The organism is Casimicrobium huifangae (assembly GCF_009746125.1).
GTDB lineage: Bacteria > Pseudomonadota > Gammaproteobacteria > Burkholderiales > Casimicrobiaceae > Casimicrobium > Casimicrobium huifangae.
Genome location: NZ_CP041352.1, coordinates 636,693 through 660,126, shown reverse-complemented (window position 1 = coordinate 660,126; position 23,434 = coordinate 636,693). Strand labels below are relative to the sequence as shown.

At 61.0% G+C, this 23,434-nt stretch carries 20 protein-coding genes; 4 read left to right on the top strand and 16 right to left on the bottom strand.

Annotated elements, in window-relative coordinates; translation table 11 throughout:
• Nucleotides 1–3 precede the first annotated feature (3 nt).
• The 4 genes from FKL89_RS03010 to FKL89_RS02995 all read left to right on the top strand — a co-directional run bounded on the left by FKL89_RS03010 (nucleotide 4) and on the right by FKL89_RS02995 (nucleotide 6,071).
• Nucleotides 4–666: a glycosyltransferase family 32 protein gene (locus FKL89_RS03010; protein ID WP_162527374.1), complete on the top strand. Its 663-nt coding sequence runs from the start codon at nucleotides 4–6 to the stop codon at nucleotides 664–666.
• Entirely contained in the window at nucleotides 663–2,660 is a 1,998-nt protein-coding gene (locus FKL89_RS03005) for a tetratricopeptide repeat protein (RefSeq protein ID WP_156861241.1), read from the top strand. Before FKL89_RS03010 ends, FKL89_RS03005 begins: the two co-directional genes overlap by 4 nt.
• A gap of 244 nt (nucleotides 2,661–2,904) precedes the next feature.
• Nucleotides 2,905–4,584, top strand: coding sequence for a M14 family metallopeptidase (locus tag FKL89_RS03000; RefSeq protein WP_156861240.1), 1,680 nt, complete (start codon nucleotides 2,905–2,907; stop codon nucleotides 4,582–4,584).
• Nucleotides 4,585–4,982: 398 nt separating this feature from the next.
• On the top strand, nucleotides 4,983–6,071 hold the full coding sequence (locus tag FKL89_RS02995) for a glycosyltransferase (RefSeq protein WP_238363645.1): 1,089 nt from the start codon (nucleotides 4,983–4,985) through the stop codon (nucleotides 6,069–6,071).
• On the opposite strand, the gene FKL89_RS02990 is transcribed toward FKL89_RS02995, so the two are convergent.
• From FKL89_RS02990 to gspE, 16 genes are all read right to left on the bottom strand, one after another.
• Entirely contained in the window at nucleotides 5,968–7,065 is a 1,098-nt protein-coding gene (locus FKL89_RS02990) for an acyltransferase family protein (RefSeq protein ID WP_238363470.1), read from the bottom strand. The genes FKL89_RS02995 and FKL89_RS02990 overlap by 104 nt on opposite strands.
• Before the next feature lie 200 nt (nucleotides 7,066–7,265).
• Nucleotides 7,266–8,288 carry a peptidylprolyl isomerase gene (locus FKL89_RS02985; protein ID WP_156861237.1) on the bottom strand — a complete coding sequence of 341 codons (1,023 nt, stop codon included), beginning with the start codon at nucleotides 8,286–8,288 and terminating at the stop codon, nucleotides 7,266–7,268.
• Nucleotides 8,289–8,348: 60 nt separating this feature from the next.
• The gene (locus FKL89_RS02980) at nucleotides 8,349–9,512 is read right to left on the bottom strand and encodes a hypothetical protein (protein ID WP_156861236.1); all 1,164 of its coding nucleotides are present in this window, start codon (nucleotides 9,510–9,512) and stop codon (nucleotides 8,349–8,351) included.
• Between the two features lie 186 nt (nucleotides 9,513–9,698).
• Entirely contained in the window at nucleotides 9,699–11,315 is a 1,617-nt protein-coding gene (locus FKL89_RS02975; RefSeq protein WP_156861235.1) for a hypothetical protein, read from the bottom strand.
• A gap of 110 nt (nucleotides 11,316–11,425) precedes the next feature.
• A complete protein-coding gene (locus tag FKL89_RS02970) occupies nucleotides 11,426–11,773 on the bottom strand; it encodes a hypothetical protein (protein ID WP_156861234.1) in 348 nt (115 codons plus the stop codon).
• A gap of 183 nt (nucleotides 11,774–11,956) precedes the next feature.
• Nucleotides 11,957–14,320 (bottom strand): type II secretion system secretin GspD, encoded by a 2,364-nt coding sequence (gene gspD, locus FKL89_RS02965; RefSeq protein WP_156861233.1) that lies wholly within the window; start codon nucleotides 14,318–14,320, stop codon nucleotides 11,957–11,959.
• Nucleotides 14,317–15,075 carry a hypothetical protein gene (locus FKL89_RS02960; protein WP_156861232.1) on the bottom strand — a complete coding sequence of 253 codons (759 nt, stop codon included), beginning with the start codon at nucleotides 15,073–15,075 and terminating at the stop codon, nucleotides 14,317–14,319. Before FKL89_RS02960 ends, gspD begins: the two co-directional genes overlap by 4 nt.
• Nucleotides 15,072–15,689, bottom strand: coding sequence for a type II secretion system protein GspM (gene gspM / locus FKL89_RS02955; RefSeq protein ID WP_156861231.1), 618 nt, complete (start codon nucleotides 15,687–15,689; stop codon nucleotides 15,072–15,074). The genes FKL89_RS02960 and gspM overlap by 4 nt, the downstream gene beginning before the upstream one ends.
• Nucleotides 15,686–17,050, bottom strand: coding sequence for a PilN domain-containing protein (locus FKL89_RS02950; protein WP_156861230.1), 1,365 nt, complete (start codon nucleotides 17,048–17,050; stop codon nucleotides 15,686–15,688). The genes gspM and FKL89_RS02950 overlap by 4 nt, the downstream gene beginning before the upstream one ends.
• On the bottom strand, nucleotides 17,043–18,017 hold the full coding sequence (locus tag FKL89_RS02945; protein WP_162527372.1) for a type II secretion system minor pseudopilin: 975 nt from the start codon (nucleotides 18,015–18,017) through the stop codon (nucleotides 17,043–17,045). Before FKL89_RS02945 ends, FKL89_RS02950 begins: the two co-directional genes overlap by 8 nt.
• On the bottom strand, nucleotides 18,014–18,727 hold the full coding sequence (locus tag FKL89_RS02940; RefSeq protein ID WP_156861228.1) for a prepilin-type N-terminal cleavage/methylation domain-containing protein: 714 nt from the start codon (nucleotides 18,725–18,727) through the stop codon (nucleotides 18,014–18,016). The genes FKL89_RS02945 and FKL89_RS02940 overlap by 4 nt, the downstream gene beginning before the upstream one ends.
• Entirely contained in the window at nucleotides 18,724–19,149 is a 426-nt protein-coding gene (locus FKL89_RS02935) for a type IV pilus modification PilV family protein (RefSeq protein ID WP_156861227.1), read from the bottom strand. Before FKL89_RS02935 ends, FKL89_RS02940 begins: the two co-directional genes overlap by 4 nt.
• Nucleotides 19,146–19,676 carry a GspH/FimT family pseudopilin gene (locus tag FKL89_RS02930; RefSeq protein WP_156861226.1) on the bottom strand — a complete coding sequence of 177 codons (531 nt, stop codon included), beginning with the start codon at nucleotides 19,674–19,676 and terminating at the stop codon, nucleotides 19,146–19,148. Before FKL89_RS02930 ends, FKL89_RS02935 begins: the two co-directional genes overlap by 4 nt.
• A 26-nt stretch (nucleotides 19,677–19,702) precedes the next feature.
• Nucleotides 19,703–20,131 (bottom strand): type II secretion system major pseudopilin GspG, encoded by a 429-nt coding sequence (gene gspG / locus FKL89_RS02925; protein WP_156861225.1) that lies wholly within the window; start codon nucleotides 20,129–20,131, stop codon nucleotides 19,703–19,705.
• A gap of 240 nt (nucleotides 20,132–20,371) precedes the next feature.
• Nucleotides 20,372–21,607, bottom strand: coding sequence for a type II secretion system F family protein (locus tag FKL89_RS02920; RefSeq protein ID WP_156861224.1), 1,236 nt, complete (start codon nucleotides 21,605–21,607; stop codon nucleotides 20,372–20,374).
• 3 nt (nucleotides 21,608–21,610) lie between these two features.
• Nucleotides 21,611–23,368 (bottom strand): type II secretion system ATPase GspE, encoded by a 1,758-nt coding sequence (gene gspE / locus FKL89_RS02915; protein WP_156861223.1) that lies wholly within the window; start codon nucleotides 23,366–23,368, stop codon nucleotides 21,611–21,613.
• Nucleotides 23,369–23,434 lie beyond the last annotated feature (66 nt).

The following is a 23,434-nucleotide window of genomic DNA, read 5'->3' as shown; positions in this document are numbered from 1 at the left end:
ATCGTGAACGCTAACGACATTCCCGCGACGGTCCGCATCCCGAAGGTCATCCACCAGATCTGGCTGGGCGATCAGGCACGGCGGCCCGCGCGCTGGATGAGTTCGTGGCAGCAAAAGCATCCGGACTGGGAGTACCGGCTCTGGACCGAGGCCAACCTGCCGCCACTGCGGGCGCAGGCAGCATTCGACGCCATGCCTCATCTGGCTGGCAAGGCAGACATCCTGCGCTATGAATTGCTGCACCGGTTTGGCGGCGTCTACATTGATGCCGACGCCGAGTGCGTCGCCGCCCTGAGCGACGATCTGCTCAGCAATCGTGCCTTTGCAGCGCACGAAAACGAGTATGTACGCCCGGGCATGATTGCCAATGGTGTCATAGGCTGTCTGCCCGGCACGCCGCTGATGGCAGCAATGACCGACACCATTCTCGCCACTGAGGGATTGCGCGAGTGCCCGGCGATCGAGGTGTGGAAACTGACCGGACCGCTCGCGTTCACTCGCGTCATTGGTCGCGGCGGGCATAGCTATATCCGCATTTATCCCAGCTTCTGGTTCTACCCCGAGCACTACTCGGGCGTTCACTACTCTGGTGTCGTTGACCGGTGCTACGCGCGGCAGTACTGGGGGAGCACCCGTTCCGGCGTGTATGAGGCCAACGCCCAATGAGCGCGGGCGCCTCAGCGCCTGGCGGCGTCGAACTGCACGTCCACCTCGCCGCGCTGCTGCGCGCCCGAAAGTTGCCTGAGCTGGTTGCCTGCTGGACCGGTGCCGCCGACGGGCAACGCACTCCCGCCGCCGCCCGCAGCGCTGCCATCGCCCTGGCCGAAATGCGCCAGCTGGACGAGGCGCAACGTGTCATCGACCACTGGCTTGCCGATGCAACCGACGTCGCGACGCGCATTTTGTGCGCGCGGGTAGCCTTCGACCTTGGCCACTACCGGGTGGCGATTGATCGCCTGGAGCCACTCGTTACCTCTCCGGCGGCGCGGCCGAGCTGGTGGATCATCTACCTGCGGTCCGCACTTGGTTGCAGCGACCCCGAACGAGCGTTGCGCCTCCATGCGGCCTACGCCGCGCTGACCGAGCAGGACACGGCGGTTGGCCGCGCACATGCCGAGCTGCTCGCGATGGCGGGCCGACGCGGTGATGCCGAAACTGCATTCCGTCGCCTGCTGGCAGCGCGCCCGGACGATGCAGCGCTGGCCGCTGCCGCTGGCGAGTTTTTCCTTCGTGAGTTCCCGGAACAAACGGACAGCGCGCTCGAACAGTTGCATCACCTCGCCCGCGATCCCGTGCTGGCGCCCGAGACGGTCCGCCAGTTGAATATGTTGCCGGCGTTCTACCGCGACGATGCCTCGGCGCTGGCGTGGCGGAGCGCGTGGATCGCTGCCGTTCGTGCGCTGACAGTGGCGGCGCGGAATTCGCCGTTGCGAGGCGATGAGCGTGCGCTTTGCCTGACCACCACCCCCTTTCTGCTCGCGTATCACGATGCCGACATTACCGAAGCACAAAGCGCGTGGGGCGATTTCGTGGAAGCCGTCGCGGCCCCGTTGCGCCTGCCGCTGGTTGCTGGCCGCGCCCGTGGTATCCAGCGCATCGGGATAGTCTCCAACCGTCTCAACGAGAGCAGCGCCGGGCGCTTCTTCAACGCCTGGATCGACGAACTCCTGGCGGCCGGCTTTGACTTGCGCCTCTACGCCATCGGACCGCGCGACGAGGTTACCGCGAAGCTCGCCAACCGGGCACCACTGCAACATCTGGGTGTCGATGAAATTCACCGCTGGCAGACCGTCCGCGACACCATCCTGCGCGACGAAGTTGATGCCCTGGTCTTCCCGGAACCGCAGGGCTCACCCCTGCTGCTGCTGACGGCAGCACTTCGCTGCGCGCCGGTTCAGTGCGCCGGCTATGGCAACCCGCTGACCACCGGGCTGCCGAGCATGGACTACTTCCTGAGCCCGGACGCCGCTGAGGTTTCGTCTCCCACCTCGCACTACAGGGAGCGTGTTGTTCGTCTGGCCGGCATGGGCACCCGGATCGCACCGCCGCCCGATGTCAATCCCCGATCTTTGGCGGATTTCGGACTCACCGAAGGCCCGCGCTACTGCCTGATCAGCCAGCAGTTGCAGAAGTGGTCGCCCACGTTTGTTGATGCGGTCATCACCCTGCTGCAGCGCGACAGCAACACCCGTATCGTGCGCTTTCCGCATGGCAGTGCCGGCGTATCGTCAGCGGCGTTTGACGACATGCTGGCCGCCCGCTGCGCCGATGCCGGCCTTGCGATGGCCGAACGGGTGCTGACCCTCCCCTGGTTGTCGTGGGCAGACTTTCTGGCCCTGCATCGCCACATGCAGGTTTCGCTGGATACATGGCCATTCGGGGGCGGCAGCACCACGGTTGACGCGCTTTCGCAGTCGCTACCGGTGGTCACCCGCAGCGGCCTGTTCTTGCGCGGCCGTCAAAGCACCGGCCTGCTGCGTCTGGCTGGCCTGGACTCGCTGGCGGTTGACACGCCGGCGCAGTTCGTCGAGCGTGCCATTGAGGTCGCGCGCTCACCTCACGAATTCATGGCTGCACGGCAGCAGACTGACACCAGTGTCTTGCACGCGTCGGGGGAGACGGTGTTCGCCTCCATTGCCGAGTTCATTTCGTCATTGTGATGGCATCCCGGTCAGCGCGGCCGACGCCTACAGCTTTTTATGAAGGCTGTTATTTGATCTGGGCTTGATACCAGGAAATGACAAAAGTCGACTTCCTGGATTTTTCGCCGCAAGTCCTTGTTTGATAAAGGGTTGATTGAGAAGTTGCTGGTGCTGATTGGCGCCGGTACGCAATTGTGCGCAGAGCGAGCGGCACAGTGTTGCGCGTTTGGCAGAATGCTCTTTTGCGCTACCGGCTGGCTCCATGTTTCCCTACGATCGCTTCGTCAAATTTGAAGAACTGACCACCTTGCTGCGGAGTGCTGTCGATGCACATCCTGGCCTCGCCCGCATGGCATCAATCGGCAGCAGTCACGAAGGGCGTTCAATCTGGTGCGTGACGCTGACCAACTATGCGACTGGCGAACCGCTTAGCAAGCCGGCGTTTTATGTCGACGCCAACATTCACGCGACGGAGTTGTCCGGCTCGGTCGCCGCACTGAAACTGATCGACACCGTGCTGAGCGGCTATGGCAAGCGTGCCGACCTCACGCGCCTGCTTGACAGTCGTACGCTCTACGTCATCCCCCGCGTCAACCCGGACGGCGCCGAGTGGGCAATGGCCGACAAGCCAAAGTACATCCGTTCATCCACCCGGCCTTACCCCTACGCCGAGGACGCCATCGAAGGGCTGGAGCCAGAAGACATCGACGGCGATGGCCGCATTCTCATGATGCGCTTCCGCGACGACAATGGGCCGTGGAAGAAGCACGCCAGCGAGCCGCGCCTGATGGTGCGGCGCGATCCGGTTGAAACCGGCGGCGAGTACTACCGCATTGTCAGCGAGGGCCGGATCAAGGCCTACGACGGATTCAATCTGCCAGTCGCTCGCGTCAAGACCGGGCTCGACCTCAACCGCAATTTCCCCGAGGAATGGCGGCCGGAGAGCGAGCAGCTCGGCGCGGGAGATTTTCCGACCAGTGAGCCGGAAGTGCGGGCTTGCGTCGAGTTCGTCAACAAGCACCGCAACATTTGCGGCGGCGTTTTCTTCCACACATGGAGCGGTGTGTTGCTGCGCCCCTTCGGAACCAAAGCGGACGACGAGATGGCCCCCGAGGACCTGTGGGTGTTCCAGACACAGGGAAAGAAGGGCGAGGAGTTGACCGGCTACCCGGCGATCAGTGTCTTTCATGAATTCAAGTACCACCCCAAAGAGGTCATCACCGGCACCCAGGATTGGCTCTACACCGAGCTCGGCTCCTACGCCTGGGTGGTTGAGATCTGGTGCCCGATGCGCGAGGCGGGCATCAAGGATTACAAGTTCATCGACTGGTTCCGCGATCACCCGGTCGACGACGATCTCAAGCTCCTGAAATGGACCGACGAGACACACAAGGGCAAGGGCTACGTCGACTGGTACCCCTACGATCATCCGGAGCTCGGCAAGGTTGAGCTTGGCGGCTGGAATCGCTTCCACACCTTCAGCAATCCGCCGCCGCATCTGATGGAAAAGGAAGTTCAGAAATTCCCGGACTGGATTGTTTTCCAGGCGCTGATGTCGCCCAAACTGGAGCACCACTCCACCAGGGTGACCTCACTTGGCGGGGATCTCTGGCGCATCGACTTTGGTGTGCACAACACCGGTTATCTGCCGACCGATGTCAGCAAGCTCACCCGCAAGAAGAAGTACGTGCGTGGCGTGGTCGCGGAGATAACGTTGCCTGACGGCGCAGCGCTGGTCGAAGGCAAGGCTCGCATCGAGTCCGGACAACTGGAAGGACGCAACAACCACCACACACTGGTGTCATTCTGGCCCGGGGCCAATGCGACTGAGGACCGGCTGCGATTCTCCTGGATTGTTCGCGCACCGGCGGGTGCGGCGGTAACGGTGGAGGCGCGGCATGATCGCGCGGGCACGGTAACACAGCGGATTTCACTCAACTGAGCGGTACCACATTGGTCCATGGTCGGGCAATGACGGCTGCGGCCAGCGGACTGCAAGCCCTGTATCGGGCAGGTGATTTTGCTGGCGTGATCCGTGCCGCGTCAGATTGTCCGCCTGGAGCGCCGGAATATGCAGCTACCATGCAGCTGTCCGGGCAGGCCAGCGTGCGGCTGGGCGACGACGCCAATGCGGCCATTTGCTTCCTGCGCGCCGCCCTGAATCCAGCGATGATTCAATCGGCGGCGCAATCCGTGTGCCTGTTCAACGCTGCGGTGTCGTTGCGACGTCTGGGCCAGCGGGCACCAGCGAAGTATGTCCTCTGCTGCGATCTCCTGCTGGCCTCCCGGCGTGGAGCGCACCGTTCGTCGCCTCTGCTGCTGGCTGACTGGTTGCACGATGTGCCGGATGTCCAGCGCGCGGTGCTGGCGCTCGCCAGCGGGCTGCCGGAGCTCAGAGCGGAGTGCATGGGCCGCTTGCTGCCATTGCTGCAGCGGCCGGACAGTAGTGCCACGATGCCGTTGCCAACTGTCCGCCAGGAGATTGGCGGTGTCGCCACGGCAGATTCACTGTTGTCCGTAGTTGTCTGCAGCCATCGCGATGCGGTATTTGCACGATGCGTATCCGAGTGCGAACGGGCATTTGACGGCGGCCGCTTCGAATTGATCCGCATCGCCGACGCGCAATCAATGTGCGAAGGTTACCAACGTGGATTTCAGCAGGCAAAGGGTGAGCTGCTCGTGTTTATGCACGATGACGTCGAACTGCTTTCACCTGAGTTCGGAAGCAGGCTGCGCCAGGAACTGGGGCATTGCGATTTGCTGGCGATTGCCGGTGCTACGCGCTTTGACGGTCCGGCCTGGTTTAGCGCGGGTCCGGACTTTTTGCGCGGTAGTGTCTCCGTGCCACGTTCAGACGGGCGATACGACCTGTACTGGGCGTCGCTGGGTGTGGAACGGATGCCGTTAGCAGTAGCCGATGGCTTTTTTCTGGCGTGCCATCGCCGGGTTGTTGACACCATCCGCTGGGATGCTTACCCGATCCCGGGATTTCACGGTTACGACATTGACTTCACGTGTCGAGCCAGTCGCGCCGGCTTTAAGGCCCATGCAGCAGTGTCGCTACAGGTCGCGCATGCCTCGGAAGGTGTGTTCGATGATCGCTGGCTGGACGCTTCGAAGGCAGTCTGCGCACGACTGGGTGTTGGCCCCGGGCCTGCTGCCGCGCCGCGTTGGGTATCGACCGTGGCGGACTCGCGCGCGGAGGCTGCGTTGCAATTTGATCGCGTCGTTGCTTGCGTCAACTCGGCGCCGGGTGACGTTCATGCGTTGTTGCGATCGCTTGAAGCTGGCAGCGGAGATGCTTCGCTGCAAGACAACGGCGAAATCACGCAGCTTCTGCAGGCGTTATCGGGAGTGACTGGCGCTGCTTCCACCGGAAGTATGGACGTTCAGCAATCAGGTACGAGAGCACCGACAACGCGAGTGTGAGCAAAACTGCCACCGCGAGCAGGATCGGCATACGAGCGAGTTCGGGCATTTTCGCAGCGGGCGCTGCGATGGTGGCTACGGCCGCGAAGACCAGCATGCATGCTGGCAGATGCCAAAGGTAGATCGAATACGTCAAAGTCGGCAATTTGGTCAAAATTTTTCTTTCACCCGCGTCGGTTGATGCTGGGTTGCTCGCCCACAGCAATAGCGCGACGGTGCCCACGAGGTGCATCACGACAAACGTATCAAATGGCCGCCATGCCCATTGCACCGGGCGCCAGCTGATCGGGGCCTGAGAGGCGTACACGAGACTGGCGGCCAGTATTGCTAGGCCTCCGCCGACCAGTAGCAGCAGGGATCGGTCGATGCCGGTGCCACCTTGGCGCACGCTACGCCAGATTGCGATGGCGATTCCGGCGGCGAAATACAGCGGATATGCGTAGGCGTTGGGCGAAATTGTGCGCAGCGCGATGCTCAGCAGGGTTGCAAGAACGACCACCGCCAATATAGGACGCTGCAATCTGACCAAAACGCTAGCGACAAATGGAGCCGCCAAGTAGAAGAGCCACTCTACCGCCAGTGTCCAGGTCACGATGAGAATGGGCGGCGCAGCGTAAGGTGGCAACCAGTTCAGGTAAAGAAGGTTCTGCAGCAGCGTGGCGAGGTCAACCTGCCTGAAGTTGAGCTGATAGAAGTCGAAATGCGCGACTGCAATGATTGCAACAGTCGCTGCTGGCAACAGCCGGAATGCCCGGCGCCCCAGGAACGATGTAGCTGCGGGCGTTTGCGCTGAGGCGAACCACGGCCTGGTGATGACAAACCCGGAGATGGCAAAGAAGACGTACGCGCCGTGGAACTGGAAGTAGAGCGCCGTGAGTGCGGTCGTGACGGCCGACGGTGCCGAGTTGAACGTCGCGCTATCAACATCGAACGCATGAAAAACGGCTGCGTAGAGCGCCGCAAAGTGGCAAACCACGACGAGCAACGCAGACACCAGGCGTAACCATTCGAAGCGACTGGTACGCCCGTTGACGGGCGTACCAGGGGGTGGAACATTAGTCAATTGACGCGCATCCAGAGGCAATGGGGCTTGAGCGCGCGCCAACTGCGATGGCCGGTGTCACAGCGTGGCTGAGTAACAGCCTGATTCAGAAGCGTTGACTGTTCTGGCAACGCTTCCATTGATCAGCATGCTTACTTTGCCGGCTCCTTCGGAGTGGCTGCATTGGCGGGGGGCGACAATGGCACCGCGCCCGGCCCCAGCTTTCCCTCACGTACCTGTTGCGCGATTTCACGCAAGCGGTCAGCTTGACTTGTGTCGGCCTTTTCGACGAAGGTTGCCAGCAACTGTTCGTTGTACGTTACGCCGTTGTCAACTTTTATTGATTCCAGAAACGCCTCTTTTGCGCTGCGAATACGATCATTGAGGACAACCTCAATGATCTTTTCCTTCGATTCTTCGAAGGACGCACGACGCGCGGGTTCACGTTTGAGTATTTTCACGACATGCACACCGCTTCGCGAAACTACCGGGTCGGCGATATCGTTTTCGATTTTGGTACGAAAAGCTGCCACCACCATCGGGTGGTCCGAGTTGTTGTCGTAAAAGTCGCCGACAACGCCCTCGGAAGCTTTTGACTTGTCGTCGTCGCTGTAGGCGTCCACAATCGTTTGCCACGCGTTACCGCCTCGTGCCAATGCAGCGACCTGTTCAGCAAGAACTGATGCATCTTTAAGGCTGCGTTCGCCAAGCCGGATCAGCACATGCGCGACCTTGACCTTCGGTGGCACTTTGAAGCCTGTGGGTGCGGCGTCGTAGATTTCTTTGGCTCTGGTCTCAAGAAGAGCCGGGCTGGCTTTTGCCGCCTCGCGCTCGCGGCGCTCAACGATTTCAAGCACCGCTTCGAGGTACCGACGGTCCCTGACGAGGTTGAACACTGGCTGCTCGGCTTGCGTCAGGGCGAGAGCCGATGCGTTGTTTGAGAACAGGTAACGAGGCGCGAGCAATGCCTTGGACGCAGACTTTGCATTGTCGATGCTGGAGAACGACGGCTTGTCCTTTGTGCCTTCGCTGTTCTGCAGCGACACACGCATCTCGTCTGCGGTTATTGAGACATCTTTGAAGCTGGCTACGGTCTGGGCGTTAGCGGCGGCCGCGCCGATGCCAACAAACGCAGCCAGAGTTACTACTGTGTAGATATTTCTTGAGAGGATCATCCGGACTCCTGACGAAAAAAAGGGGGCGGAAGCCCCCTTTTTGGCGAATGTCGCCGTTAATTAGTTGAAACCACCAGGCGCCTCAACACGCGTGTCACAAACGCCCGAGCAACCGGAATTGCGGACGTTGATGTACCACACGCCGGTCGTAACGCTGGCGAAGCCGAAGCCGACTCGGCTCGGATCGTTTATCGAAATATAACGCCAGCCATCAGGTCCATCGGTACCAATGACTTGCGCCGTGCCGGTGAAGTCGCAGGGATTCTGGGACACCCGAATGTCTTTGATGGCAGCCGGCGAACCAGGAGCTTCTGCAAAGATGATCTTCGGCAAGGTGCTCAGCGCACGGCCAACCGTAGATTGAGTGGACGCGATGGTGAACTTGATGGTGTAGATGTTGTCGCCGTATTGCGGGCGGATGTCAGTCGTGTTGTGAGCAGTCGAGGTGAACCATTCATAGTTCGGATAGCCTTGACCTACCGGGCAGTAATTCACGATTGACGTCGACGTTTGCTTGGTCGCGGTCGTTGATGGCGTCACGGCAGCAGCGCCTGCGCTGTTTGAAACCACGACCGTATAGACCGCAGAAGTCGCTTGCGATGATGTGGGGAACGGTATGTCGGTCAACGAGGACGACGACGATCCGACAGGGTTGCCGTCCTTACGCCACGCCCACGTGGTAGGAGCTGAGCCGCCTTGGCAAGTGACGGACAGATTGAGCGATGCGCCGCTGGCGACGACAGGGCCCTGCGGGGTGATTGAGCAACTCGACGGGATAGTGACGCCGGTGCCGGAGTCGGCCGCGATGGACCCAGTGACAGTGCTGCAACGCGTGAGTTGATCAGCGTAACAAACATTGACCGAGTAAGACAAACCACCAACCGTCATGACGGGGCTAATTGTCTGGCTTGTTGGGTTCGCAACGGACGGAGCAGTCCACTGGTAGGTGTAGCCCGGCGTGTAAGTTGCACAACTGGCGCTGAGCGACAGGGTCGTCCCGGGTACCGCCGTCGAAGGTGCCGTGACGGTACATGATGGATTGACGCTGGTACCACTGGACGTTAGTGCAAATCCACTGCCTGTAGGCTGCGATTGCAGGGTAATCAGTCCGGCCGGCACGGTGAATGTAAGCGTTGACTGACAGCTAATCGTCGTGCTGCTGGTCTGCGTGCAGTTAGCCGGGATATTGTTGCTGGCGGTCTGTGCTTGTGTCGGCACAGACATCGTCCCCGCGATCGCAACGATGGCGAGCGCACGGAGAACAAGTTTACTCATTCGGAAATCTCCTATTACTGGCATATCTTCGCCCCCCGTTAGTACACATTATCGCACATATTTTCGAAGGTAAAAAAAAGCGGGCCGGAGCCCGCTTTTTTTTTCTTAACCACACTAGTGTGGCCAACCGCCCAATTAAGGAGCCGTACGCGGTAGCTGAACTTCAACTTGGTACTTGTGGTTGTACGACGAGGCGTAACGATCAGCACCTGCGCCAGCTTTCTTGGCTTGGACGATCGCGAAACCAATAACCGGGAGACCCAGGTAGGTGGCTTCGGTCAACGACGTCGGCGCGCTCGGAGCAGCGAGGTTGATCAGTTGCGTTGCGCCAGACGGAGCAGGCAGCATGTGGGCAGTCGTGCTGCCAACGATGGTCGGGAACGTGATCGCAGCCCAACCGCCTTCTTTGCCAACCGTCGGAACTGCGGCGCCAGAGTTTTGGGCAGCGTTCACGAGGTTGAAGAAGTTAGCGGAACTGAGAACGTTCGACTTCGCGCTCGACTGGATCTTGCCGAAGCCAAGGACGTTGGCTTCGTAGCACAGCGATGCTGCAACGGTCACGAGCGGTTGGCTGCTTTGGCTGCTGGTGGTCGCCGTGCAGTCAGCTGCCGTGCCAGTCGGGCCCGGAGAGAAGTCGTCAGTCGTGATCGACGTGGAGATGAACTCTTCACGATCGGTATCGCTTACGCCGAAATCGTCACGTGCCGTACGGCCGTTCCAGGCGGTCTGGAACGGACGACGAACCGGAGCCGGGAACACGTAGAAACGCTTCGTCGGCATCGTCATGACCCAGTCGGTACCAACCACGCCATCATCGGTGTGAGCGTATTCGTTCATCACTTTGGAGTGCATGATCACGGTCGAAACCGCATCAGCGCCACGCAGCGAGGAAGACGAAGCTGCCCAGTTCGTGATGTAAACATTGGAACCGTTCTGAACGATAGACGTCAGGCCATCGGCACTGTTCAAGCTGGGAAGCGTCGAACCCGGTTGCGTGTACTGGGAGGTGCTGGCAGACGACCAGAAGTCGTTAAGCGCCGTAGCATCGTAACCAGTGTTGGTACCACCCGACGCATTCAGGAGCGTGCCGGCACCGAACAGACCACCACGGGGACCGGTCAACCATGCAGCCGCGTTAGCCGACACGGAAGCGTGCGACACGAGGGCGCAGCTCGGAGTCCAGCTGTTGGCTTTGGTGTGCTTGACGTCAGCCCACAGCGAAGAAGTCGAAACGATTTCGGCCATTTCGATCATCTCGACGTAGCCTTCCATCGAGCGGTCCATTGCCTGGTTGGCAGCAACCGTCGTATCCGCAGAGTACTGGAAGTTACGGAAAGCAGCGCCAACAGCCGGGATCTTCGGGTTGGTACACGAACGATCACCAGTTACCAGCATGCCGCCGCCCAGCGGGCCCGGAGCAGTGTAGCCCGGCAGCAGGTCTGCAGCAGCTTGGCCTGCTGGCAGAACAGCGCCCGTCCACACGTCGAACGGCGAGAGGAACAAGTTGAAGTCCAATACTTCTTGGGAGTTCTTGCCTTCCAGGAAGCGAACCTTAACGATCTTAGCGTTGTTCGTGGTGTTGACCACCGACAACAGCGTCGCGACGCCGTCGCGGGCCGTGTAATAGGGATAAACCAGCACTTGGCCGAGACCGTCATGGTTGACGTACACGGCATTGGCGGCACCCGTCAGAGCGAGAGCACCTGCACCCGCGATAGCGGAAAACAGTGCTTTTTGCTTGAACGTAATCATAGTTAGATTTGACTCCTCTGTCTGAGTTTTTGAGTGATCACTTTAGAACCAACAGCAATACATATTCTTTTGCTGGGAAAATAATACCCCAGTCGCGATTCAGTGTCCAGCTACCTGCGAACAATGTGCGCATCCTTGTTGCTCACAACCCACACCTCGTCAACGGGGAGTGGCATTGAGCGGCGGCCGATACGCGGTATGGCGTATTCCACCACGGTTTCAAGGTTCGCCTGGCACCGCTCGGCGCCGCATTGAACCGACTTGACGGTTACGCTTTTCACGCCAACGCTCCGCATCTGACGCTCAAAAGTCTCGACGGTCAATCCCTGCCGAGACGCCTCCGAGAAGAACTGATACGCCTCAGCGTACTTGTTCTCAATGACCAGTTGCCAGCGCGCCTTGGCCCGCTCCGCAACGCGAGCCTCCCAGAACGCCCTGTCCTCCGCAAGTTTAGGCACGGTAGAGCAACCCGTCAGACCAGCGAACAAAGCAAAAAAAACTGACCCGCATACGGCCCTGCGCCAAGACGAGGCGCTGTTCAAACCCGCAGAAAGCGATCGAGCAAAAGCCGGTTCGTTGTAATTTCGCAACATATATGTGGACACCGTTAACAACTGAATATATTAATTGCTTGTAACTGACTACTGCACGGGCAACTCTACTGGAACTCGCAGCGAGCGTGAGTACTCACCTAACTCCGATTTGTTGCGCGCCTTCTGACCGTCAGCCGAGGTCGGCAAGTTGGTGGTGTTCACCTCGGGAACAAACGATTCCAGGGCGCGCAGTTTGCCCCGGAGCTCATCAACCACCCCTCGGGTCTCTGCAACCGTCGACATGATGCGCGGCGTCACCAGCATCACCAGCTCGGATCGGCTTGACTTCCAGCCCTGGTTTCCAAACAGTCCGCCGACGACTGGAATAGTCGAAACGAGAGGTAGGCCGGAGCTACCGAAGCTGCTGTTGTCCTGGAAGAGCCCACCAAGCAACATGGTGTCCCCGTTCGCAACCATCACTGTGGTTTGCTGGGAATTCTGAATGATGTCCGGATTTGGGTTGCCATCGTTTCGCGGCTGCGCGTTACTGTTTTGCTGCTGAATCTCGAGGAAGACATTGTCGCCGCTGACCCGAGGTGTAATGTTGATCGTCAAACCCGTGTTTATGTACTGATACGAATTGGTCGCGGTCGTCGTCGTCGTTGCGACCGTACTTTGCGTTTGTACGGAAATCTGAGTGCCGTTGGTGAAGCTGACCTTCTGGTTGTCCAGCGTCAAAAGTGTCGGGGAGGCAATCGTGCGCGATTGCCCCTTTGTCTGCAAGGTGCTCAGAATGGCTTTTGCCGCTGCCCCCTGCCACGTGTAGCTAAAAGAGCTTGACGATGATCCGCTTGCAGCGCCCAGAACACCGACACCGCCTTCTGACGTCAAACGATTGAGCGGAGACTCCGGCTTGCCGCTAAACATTCCGGAGATTCCAAACTGAAGCTCACCGGTCAGGGCTACCTGAGCGATCTGCACTTCAATCGCAATCATTTTTGGAGGGGTGTCCAGCTTTTTGATGGCCGACTCAATGGCACTGTATTCCGACGGCGTCGCCACGATCAATAGTGCGTTGCGGTCCTTGTCAGCAATCACCGTGGCATTTCTGGCAAGCGCAGCGGCCTGATTGGCGCTGCCCGCACTTACCGGAACGACTGGCCGTATCGGCTGTGTCGCCGCAACGCTTTGATTCGAGAGGTTTCCCGGCGTCACAAGGCCCTGACCGGGAATCGGCGACAACGGTGCGCTCAGTGTTGATTGCGTCTGCCCAGGGGCGACGCTCGCCTGCGATGGAGCTGCGCGGCCACTCATCGCCTGCTGCAGGGTGGCTTGAAGCTTCTCGGCCTGGGTGTACTGCACGTTGTAGACGTACAGCCTGGCCCCGCCACCCGCGTCGTTACCGTTGTCCAGCCTCTCGAGCATGCGTTTCGCTTCCTGAATGACTTCGGGATTCGGCGAAATCACCAGCAGCGCATTCATGCGCTCGATCGGAATCAGGCGGACAAGACCTGCAAGTGGATTGGATGCCGCCGGGAAAATGCGCTCCCAGTCGGCAACCACCGACTTGACCTCTGCACTCTGCAACGGATAAATCACGAACGACATGCCGGAGAGCAGATCGACGTCGAACATCTCGGCGATCTCGACCATATGTCTGATCTCATTCTCCGTTCCGAACAGAAACAGCAGATTGCGGACTTCATCTACCCGGATCGATGCCTCGGGTGTTTTGACGAACGGCTGAATCAGGCGTTGCAATTCCTTGGCGCCGACATATTTGACCGGAAGAATCACGACACCAGCACCGGGACCAATGTTGCGTACGTTGGGTCTTGGTGTTGTTGTGCCCTGAACGGCTTCTGCCGCGGGTAGTACCCGCCAGGTGCTGCCATCTTTGAGCAACACAAATCCGACACTGCGGAGCAAAGTGTCCAGCACCGGGATCAATTCGTTGCGCGCCAAGCCTTTGGGTGTCCGAATCGTCACCGTGCCCGTCACCCGTGGGTCGATGATGACGTTTTCCTGGAAGGTGTCAACGATGATGTTCTTGACCAGCTCCCGCACATCACCATTCTCGAAGTTCAGACTCAGCGGGGGGCCCGCGTCGGCCGGTTGTGGCAATGCCCGCCGCGGCGGCCGCACCAGCTCTCCCGATCCGAGCGAAACGAACGGTTGCAATGCAGATTTGCGACTGGCCTCAATTGCCTCACGATCACGCGCCGCCTCCGCGTCCGCCAGACCAGCAGCTTTGGGCTGGCTGGCGGCAACACGCGGGGCGAGGGTTGTGACAGTACTTTCCGGCTTGGTCGGCGCCTGGCCGCACGCTGCCAACAGCGATGACAATGCGGCAACTGCACCACATGCCAACGACCAGCGAACTTTGCCAAGCGCTTTGGTTGCGTGATTGGACTTGTGGGACGTCGGAGCGCCTTGTTCGGATTGCATCTTGTCGTCTGATTCCGGATTCATTGGCCGAAGCGGGCGCGACGCCGTGCTTCGATGAAAGCATCGGCATTCGCAGCGGTGTATGGTTGGCCATTGGGCAATGGCGTCGCAGACAGCACAGCACTGCGTTCGCCAGGAGGTGCGCCAGCGGCGTTGACGGCTGCCATGGGCGCAGAAACTGGTTGCGGCTGTGGCGGCGGCGTGGCAGCAGGCGTGCTGGCGGCCACTGGCGTTGGCGGGGGCGGTGCTGGTGGCGGCGCTGGCTGCGGCACACGACCAGACGCCGTGAATTTGGGCAACTCTACGACGTCAGTGTCACTTTGAAATGCCAGCACCAATTGCGACGCGCTCACCTTTTTGACCGTCAATTCCTGCAACTGATCACCTTCGCGTACGCTCTTGATCCGATTGGACGCAACCTCGCGCACTTGTGCAATCTTCACGCTGCCCAGGTCGGTAACCCCGACAAGCTGATACAGGCCGCGCCGAATCTGCGGTTTGGGTGGCTCAGTGGCCGCCGCAACCGCTTGTGTGGGTGCCGGCTTGCGCGACGGATTGAGTAGCGGTTTCTCGACGATTTGCGAGTACATGCCGGGCTCGGAACCAAGGCGGAAGTCGGGCAACACACTGGCCACATCGTGCTTGCCGGTGACACTGCGGGATGTCGGCGTCTGCGACATCAAACCCGCGCCCCAATCAGTCTCGAAGCCAAGGCCAATTGCGAGCGCTATCGCCAATCCGATCAGGCCGTTGCGCAAATTGAACAGCGAAGTGCTCACTTCTGGGCTCCTGGCGCGCCGCCGGTTTGTCGCGTATTGCGCGCCGGATCTTTGGGGCCATAGGCTTGAATTTCTACCTGTGCAGAAACCTCCGGCTCCTGATTTGGCGGTGGTTTGTAACCGCGTGGAACGGTAGCGCGAAGGGTCACGCTCTCAAGAAACAGATAAGGAACCGCAGTTTCCAGGGTGTAGAGGGTCTTTTGAAGTGCGGCTGGTGTCGCATTGAATCCGACATTGAGTGAATACAGGCGGAATCCGGCCTCGTCCTTGACGGTAACAGGCTGGATGGAGGTCAGGCGTGCACCGCTGCTTTCGAGGGCAGGCCGTACGATGTCGGTCAATTCCGCGCCACCGAGATTGGGCGCGGAGTTTTTCAGGAAAAACCGGCTCGACTCGCGTGCCTTGAGTACTTCAAGGGCACGCTGATGGTCCGCGCGCGATGCCGCCACCCTTCGGTAGCGGTCAATTCGTTCTTCCGCCGCAGTGCGGGCGGCGTCATAGCGGTTATACAGGACATAAGCTGGCACGGCGACCGCAGCAACGACCAACAGCGCAGCCACGAGCAGCAGGAATGCAGCAAGCATGCGCCCGCGCACGCCGGTCGGCAAGGTCATGGCTTCTTCTCCGGGGCGGGCGGTGTCGGCGGTGCTGCGGGAGACGTCACTGGCGGCCGGCGTGAGTCTGGAGCAGAGCCCGCTGCCGGCACGGCAGCAGGAACGGCCGCGGCGGGAGCTGCGGGCGGCGGGGTTACTGCCGTGACCGGTGGCTGCGAACTGCCAGCCGCCGGAGGAACCGCAGCGGGAGCTGCGCTCTTGCCAGCTGCGGGCGCCCCTGCGGGCAGCGCTGGCGCAACCGGAACCGTAGTCACCGCTGCGGCATCGGAGAGTTGTAGCTGCCTGGGAAGTTCAGCGGCAACCAGTTCACCAGCGATGTGAAACCGCTCCGCAGTTGGGGTAACGCGCGTCATCGCAGCCTTGAACGCAGGATCCTTGATCAGCGGCGACTCCTGAACGATCTGCAGCAATTTGCCACCGCTGCCGGTCTCGCCTTGCAAAACAATTTCGCGCGTCTTCTGATTCGGTACCGAGCGGATTTCCAGCGATTGCGCCCAAGTGTCTTCCGGCAAACGCTTGCTCAGATCGTCAAGCACCTGAATCGCCAGCGGCGACGAGTGCTTCCGGGCGAGCGGCAGGTTGTACTCGGTAATCTGCTTGTCGAGTTGACGCTGCATGGCGCTGGCAATTTCGGCATCGGCGCGGGCACTGGTTTCAACCGGCATCAAATCGATCACTTGCTGCCGCATCTGCCACAGCGGTACCACCACCAGAGCCAGCGCGAGCAAAGCGCACAGAACCAGCAAAGCCGGATTCACCCAGCCGTATCGCTCGGCCGCCTCATCAGCCGTCCGCGTGGTTGCCAGCAGGTCGAACGATGTATCGACATCGGAGGGCGCCAACAGCAGTCGGGTCACGTTCAGATTCCGCTGCCTCGCCGTTTCCAGCATTGGCGCGACACGTGAGCGCGGGGCCGCCGCCAACTCGACCGTGCACACGCCGGCGGCAGGATTGCGGCTTTTGACCCGGAAATCATAGTAAAGCTCGCTCGCTCGCAGCGGGGTAAGCCGGTCAATTTCGTAGCTGAGCACCTGCGCCAGACGAGACTCCACCGCCAGCGGGAGTTCCACGTCGCGACGGAAACCGTTGGATTCGCCAGCGACCAGCGCGACATCACCGCTGCCTCGCTGGGCCGCCGCCGAGTGCGAAAACGGTTTGCTGTCGCTCATGCCCGCCGCAGGCGGCCAGAAGCGATCATCTGTTGCTGACCACATAGCCGGACGACGCGCCTGCGCCATGCGGACACGCATGGATGCCGGCACGCACTCAAGCAGATGCTGCTTCCACCAGCGCAGAAACTCGCCAACCGCCTGATTGACGGCGGCCGGCGAACCCGGCAAAGATCCTGGCACGTCAGCCACGGACAGCCTCAACGGAGGTGGATTCCGGATTGCTCACCGGCAGCGCATCCGCTGGCCAGCCGCGCTGCCACAGGTAAAACTGCGGCCGCCCGCGTTGCACCCCTTGCGGACGCACGCTTGCCTCGCGCGACGCTCGAACGCCGGCAGCCGTCACCACGTCAGCGCGGATGCGAACGGCGGCCTGTCCACCGCCAAAGTAAGGACTGCTGAACGGCAGCGGTGGCGGTGTCAGACCGTCGCGCAACGCCTGATCGCGTTGCTCAATCCATGCCTGTGCTTGCGTCACATCGATACCCGGCACCAGGCGCATGACGTTGATCGATGCGGTCTGCGGGTCGATACCCGGCGAACGCGCGTTCACGGTCAAAAAGGGCGCAACCGCGTTGTAAAGTTTCGGGCTTACGCCGAGCACGTTTTGTAGTTCCTCGATTGCGATGAAAAAGTCGTTCGCCGGCAGCACTTTTCTGCCAGCGGTACGATAGTCGTCAGCTTCTGCCCCATTAGGCCGTTTCAGATTGTCAGCGTCGGTCCAGTCCTTGACGGCCGCAACAATTGCATCGGCTTCTTCTTCGCTGGCGCCACCCGAAACGAATACCTGTTTGAGTAGCGGCTCAGCGGCAAAGTTCAAATCGATTTTAGCAGCCTCACTTTTGGCCGAAACGGCGATCTGCAAGCCGTTTTCAGCCCATTGGTGGACCACGCCGTCAGCTTTCCATTGCGCCAGCGCGGCCTGGGCATCAACCGGGCGCGGGCGGGCCAGCTCATAAACCATGCGGTGCACGGCGCCATCGGCAGCGGCCTGTGCCCTCGCGATTTGCACCGTATTGCTGGCAATCTGGGTGCTGACCCGCTGGTTATCGCTGAAGGCGAGCGCAACCACGGTCAGGAAGATGACCAGTCCGAGCACCAGTATCAGCGCGATGCCGTCCTGTTTTGCTCCTGCGCGATTTCGGCGCGTCCGCTTCATCGATTGGCTACGCCCTGGATGATGCAGCGCTGGCGCTGGAAGTCGAAATTGCAGCCGAGCGCCTGCGTCAGCTTGAGCGCGACGGTCAAATCGGGCCATTGGCGGCCACCCTGCTCGACCACGCGCACCCGGATCATGGTCGGCATGCGCGCGTTCTCGTCCCAACTGTCGCGCCAGGTGCCGGCATCGGGGTTGTTGAGCGGATCGTCACCCGGATCGAAGTAAGCGAGTGTCAGCGACTCAATGTTGTCGGCCAGCGTGATGGCATCGGCGGCCGGGATCTCAGGCACGACCTTTTCTTCCGGATCAGGGGCGGCGCGGCGCAACACCAGCTGCCCGCGCGGCGTGTTACCCGACGACTTCGCCACCGTCAACTGCCACCAGTTGACGCCGCCAGTGGCAATTTGCGAAGTGATCGGCGCCAGATAAACAAGACTGTCGGCGCGGCCGGCGAACTTGAGCGGTTGCCCCACTTCACGACGCCACCGCATGGGCAGCACACCCGCCAGATGCTCACGCAGAAACGCCTGCGTCCGCGAATACTGCTCGGTGCGCTCGCCGACCTCGGTGGCGGCCGAGGTGGAGCGCTCGGCGCCGCGCACAGTCCCCATCAGGATCGCTGTCAGCAGCGCGAGCAGGGTAATCGCGGCGAGCAGCTCAATCAGCGTGAAGCCGCGAGAGCGTCGGAGGATTGGGTGCGCGGCCATCATGGCGTAGGCCTCGGCACCGCCAGCAAGGTACTGAGTTCCACCACACGTGGGCGCGTAACGCTGGCGTCGGCCTCGACGGTGCTCACCCGCGCAATGACGCGCTTGAGTTCCAGCGGCGGCCGCACCAGCGCGTCAGCGTCTTCCGTCGGCTCCTGCGTAACGGTGAGTGTCCAGGCCAGCTTGCCATCTGCAGTGGTGCCGCCTTCCGCTCCGTCTTCGAGCGCCTTTTCCACTCCAGCACCAGCGAGCAGCGATTGCGCCAGCGTCACCGCCCGCGTGTAGTCACTGGCCGTGCCGGCGGCGCGGACACCAGTGGCGAACACCTGCGCCAGGGCCGACAGGCACAACGCTGCAATGACCACGGCGACGATCACCTCCAGCAGCGTGAAGCCGCGAGCCTTGCGCTGCGAAGTGCGGTTCATGCCTCTTCAATCGCAATGTGGCCGGTCAGCCAGCTGATGTCGATGCGGTACTCACGCTCCTTGTACTTGAGCGTGACGCGCCCACCGGTCGAACCACCGTCGGCGTAGAAACGTACGTAGGCGCGCTTTTCATCCACTGTCTCAGCGGCCGTGGTCGTCAATTCGAGTGCGATGTTCTCCGGCCACTTGCCCTTGCGCTTGCCGTCGGGCAACTGGAAGGTACGGTCCTGCAGGTTGAATTCGACGCCAACGTCGGTGCGGTTGGCGACCGCCTCGCTGCGCGCGAAACGCAACGTCTGCGCAACGCTGCGCGCCAGCGCCCGATGCTCGGCAGCGCTGACGCCATTGGAGAATATCGGTGGCGAGATCGCGGCGAGCACGCCGATCAGGACGATGACCACCAGCAACTCGAGCATGGTGAAGCCGGCCACGCGGAGGTGGTGCTTGCGCGGCCGTCGGTTGTCGCGCTGGACGGCCGTGAGTGCTTCGCCACCGCTCAGGGCGGGCGAGTTTCCGGCCACAGTCATGATTCGTCCGCTACACCAGCAGAAGGTCAGCTTTTGACGATGTCGGCGTTTTCATTCTCGCCGCCCTCTTTGCCATCGGCGCCGAGTGACTTCAACTCAAACGGCGTGTTGTTCGGCCCCGGAACCGTGTACTTATAGTCGTTGCTCCACGGATCCTTGATGTTGTCCTTGCGGAAATACGGCCCGCTCCAGTTGGGCAAGTTGCCCGGATTCTTGATCAAGGCTTCCAGACCTTCCTGTGCATTTGGGTAACGGCCTACTTCAAGCTTGAAAAGATCAAGCGCCTGCACGATCTGGCCCATCTCCGCCTTCGCAGCGCCCGCTTTGGCTTTTTCAGTCTGACCGAGGAAGCGGCTGCCGATCGTGGCGGCGAGCACGCCAATGATCACGATGACCGCGAGAAGCTCCATCAGCGTGAAGCCGCGCTGCGCGCGCTGGGTTTTGTTGTTTTTCATGTAAATCTCCGGTGTCGATGCTGCGGGTGTTAACAGGAAAATCGGGAGGAAACTGCTGGTGCTCAGGGCATTTTGCCATCAGCTTTCTCGTAAAACGGCTTTCGCAAAGGGCTAGATAGCCAAATTAGGCAAAAGTCGACTTAACGAAAATGTTGGGCTTAAGCCCTTATCAAATGGGTATCTTGCTTAAAAGGTGTTCTCGCTACTTCGCTGCGCCACGCCATATTTTGTGACCAACGGCTAGACATTAAATTCCGTTAGACCCAGCAGCGCACTCATCAGCGAGAAGATGATGCCGCCGACGACCACCGCGAGAGTCAGGATCAGCACCGGCTCCAGCAGCCCCAGCGCCCGCTTGAGGGCGGTGTTGACCTCCTGGTCATAGACGTCCGCCACCTTGATCAGCATGCTGTCAAGACGGCCCGTTTCCTCACCCACGGCAACCATGTGTACCGCCAGCTTGGGGTAAAGGCCCGTCTCCATCAGCGGTCGTGCGAAGCCCTGCCCGGCCTTCAGCCGCGCCAGCACACCGTCCAGCGAACCGGCCAGCGCGCGATTCTCCACGGTGTCCTTGACGATAGTGAGCGCTGGCAACAGGCTGACACCGTTGCCCAAAAGCGTGCCCAGGGTGCGGGCGAAACGCGCCACTTCGATCTTGCTGAACAGATCCCCCATCACCGGCAACGTGAGCTTGCGGCGGTGCCAGTTCAACTGCCCCTGCGGCGTACGCAGGCGGCCGCGAACCAGAATCACCAGCGCCGCCACACCAATCAGCAGCATCCAGCCGTCGTCGCGCAGCCAGTGCGACAGTGCTAGCAGATTCTCGGTGGCAGGCGGCAATGCCTTGCCGAACTGGCGGAAGGTCGCCTCGAACTTCGGCACCACGAAAAAGATCATGGTCAGCACCGCCACAACGGCCACGCCAACCAGCACGATCGGGTAAAGCAGCGCTGATTGCACGCTGGAGCGCAGCTCGGCGCTACGTTCCTGAAACTCCGAAATGCGCGCCAGCACGGGCCCGAGCGTTCCGCTTGCTTCGCCAGCGCGGACCATGTTCACGTACAGGCGATCGAAGTGCTTGGGATGCTCTGCCAGCGCTTGCGACAGCGCCTTGCCACCGCGCACGCGGTCGCGCAGGTCCTGCAGCAGCGCTGCCTGCGGTCCCGTATCGGCAAGGCCGACCAACAGCTCAAAGGCGCGATCGAGCGGCAACCCGGCACCGATCAGGTTGGCCAGATCGCGGGTAAAGCTGACGATCTGGTCGCGTGTGATCTTGCGCGAGGCGAATAACCGGCCGAATGTGCCGGACTTTTTCTGGTGCGATGCGATTGCAGCGGAGGCGGCGGTCTGAATCTTGAGCAGGATCAGACCCTGCTCGCGCACCCGTTCCACCGCTTCGGCCTCAGTGGCGGCCTCCACCTGCGCAGATACTGGCTCGCCGGATTGGCGTACCGCCTCAAAAGCAAACAGTGCCACCGCTTAGCCCTCGCGCGTGGCGCGCAGCACTTCTTCGACCGTCGTCACGCCTGCGGCCACTTTGCGCAAACCATCGTCGTACATCGGCAGCATGCCTTCAGTGAGCGCGGCCTTGCGCAGCTCACTGGCATTGGCCTTGCCCATCACGAGACGACGAATCGGCTCGGTCAGCGGCATCATCTCGGCGATACAGACGCGCCCGGTGAAACCGGTGTGGCTGCACTGCCCGCAGCCCACCGCCTTGTAGACAACAGGGCGAGGCTCCGGCGTCACCCGGTGCAGGCCGATGTCCTTTGCTGTCGCTTCGTCGAGTGTGTGCGGTTCGCGACAGCTGGTGCACAGCGTACGCACCAGGCGTTGCGCCAGCACGCCGACAAGGGTGCTCGTTAGGAGGTAGTCGTCGACGCCCATGTCGAGCAAACGGCTCACCGTCGCCGGGGCGTCGTTGGTGTGCAAGGTCGAGAGCACGAGGTGACCAGTCAGCGCCGCCTGCACGGCGATCTCGGCGGTTTCGAGGTCGCGGATTTCGCCGATCATGATGATGTCCGGGTCTTGCCGGACGATCGAGCGCAGCGCGTTGGCGAAAGTGAGGTCGATCTGCGGCTTGACCTGAATCTGGTTGATCCCCGCCATCTGGTACTCGACCGGATCCTCGACGGTGAGGATCTTCACGTCAGGCTGGTTGAGGCCGTCGAGCGCGGTGTAAAGCGTGGTCGTCTTGCCGGAGCCGGTCGGGCCGGTCACCAGCAGGATGCCATTCGGCTGCGCCAGTGCCGCCTTGAATTTGGCGAGGATGTCCGGTGCGAAGCCGAGCTTTTCGAAGTTCAGCGCAACGCCGCCCTTGTCGAGAATACGCATCACCACGCTCTCGCCGTGCATGGTGGGTACCGTCGAGACGCGCAGGTCGATGTCCTTGCCCTGGATACGCAGGCGGATGCGGCCGTCCTGCGGCAAGCGGCGCTCGGCGATGTCGAGATTCGCCATGATCTTGATGCGCGAGATCACCGCCGCGGCGAGACGCTTGGGCGGAGACTCGATTTCGTGCAGCACGCCGTCAATGCGGTAGCGCACGATCAGCCGGTTCTCGAACGGCTCGACGTGAATATCGGATGCCCGCGCCTCAAGCGCGTTGGTGATCAGCAGGCTCACCAGTCGGATGACCGGTGCCTCTGACGCGAGGTCCTTCAACTGCTGGACATCGTCACCCAGCGCATCGGTATCGATGCGGGCTTCGAGATCGCCTTGTGCGAGCTGGGCAACTGCGGTGCGACCGCTGCCATAGAGGCGTTCGATAGCAGCGTCGATGTCAGCGCCAATCGCCACTACTCGATGGATCTGGCGGTTGGAGATCAACTCGAATGAGTGCCGCACAAAATCGTCGAACGGATCGGCGACGGCGATGGTCAGTGAATCCTCGTCTTCCTCCAGCGGGAGCGCCCGCGCGTCGCGCAGAAAGCGGGCAGAAATGCGCTCTTCGAGAATCGGAATTTCAGGGAAGGCGGAAGCTTCCACATAGGTAACGCCGCCCTGCTCGGCAATGGCCATTGCCACATCACGGGCAGAAACGATGCCGAGAGTGCTCAGCAGACTGCCGAGCTTTTCCGGGCGCGATGAAGCCGCCTGCAGGCGCAGCGCACGATCCAGCTCGGCTTCATCGATCTTGCCACGAGCGAGCAGGATGGCGCCAAGTTTGAGGCGCCCCCGTGCGGCGGGCGGTGTAGCTGCCTGGGCTGTTGTGGCTTCGTGTACGGCGGTCTCCACCAGCCTCACCCCGTCTTGTCTTGGTCAACCTTTGATTCTAATGAGCGGCGATGGTTCAGCGCCATT

Bases quoted from the DNA above. Each gene is read 5' to 3' on its own strand.
- gspG (WP_156861225.1), bottom strand. From the start codon at position 20,131: ATGAAAAACAACAAAACCCAGCGCGCGCAGCGCGGCTTCACGCTGATG.
- FKL89_RS02935 (WP_156861227.1), bottom strand. From the start codon at position 19,149: ATGAACCGCACTTCGCAGCGCAAGGCTCGCGGCTTCACGCTGCTGGAG.
- FKL89_RS02975 (WP_156861235.1), bottom strand. From the start codon at position 11,315: ATGATTACGTTCAAGCAAAAAGCACTGTTTTCCGCTATCGCGGGTGCA.
- FKL89_RS03005 (WP_156861241.1), top strand. From the start codon at position 663: ATGAGCGCGGGCGCCTCAGCGCCTGGCGGCGTCGAACTGCACGTCCAC.
- FKL89_RS02945 (WP_162527372.1), bottom strand. From the start codon at position 18,017: ATGAAGCGGACGCGCCGAAATCGCGCAGGAGCAAAACAGGACGGCATC.
- gspM (WP_156861231.1), bottom strand. From the start codon at position 15,689: ATGACCTTGCCGACCGGCGTGCGCGGGCGCATGCTTGCTGCATTCCTG.
- FKL89_RS02985 (WP_156861237.1), bottom strand. From the start codon at position 8,288: ATGATCCTCTCAAGAAATATCTACACAGTAGTAACTCTGGCTGCGTTT.
- FKL89_RS03000 (WP_156861240.1), top strand. From the start codon at position 2,905: ATGTTTCCCTACGATCGCTTCGTCAAATTTGAAGAACTGACCACCTTG.
- FKL89_RS02940 (WP_156861228.1), bottom strand. From the start codon at position 18,727: ATGATGGCCGCGCACCCAATCCTCCGACGCTCTCGCGGCTTCACGCTG.
- gspD (WP_156861233.1), bottom strand. From the start codon at position 14,320: ATGAATCCGGAATCAGACGACAAGATGCAATCCGAACAAGGCGCTCCG.
- FKL89_RS02930 (WP_156861226.1), bottom strand. From the start codon at position 19,676: ATGACTGTGGCCGGAAACTCGCCCGCCCTGAGCGGTGGCGAAGCACTC.
- FKL89_RS02980 (WP_156861236.1), bottom strand. From the start codon at position 9,512: ATGTCTGTGCCGACACAAGCACAGACCGCCAGCAACAATATCCCGGCT.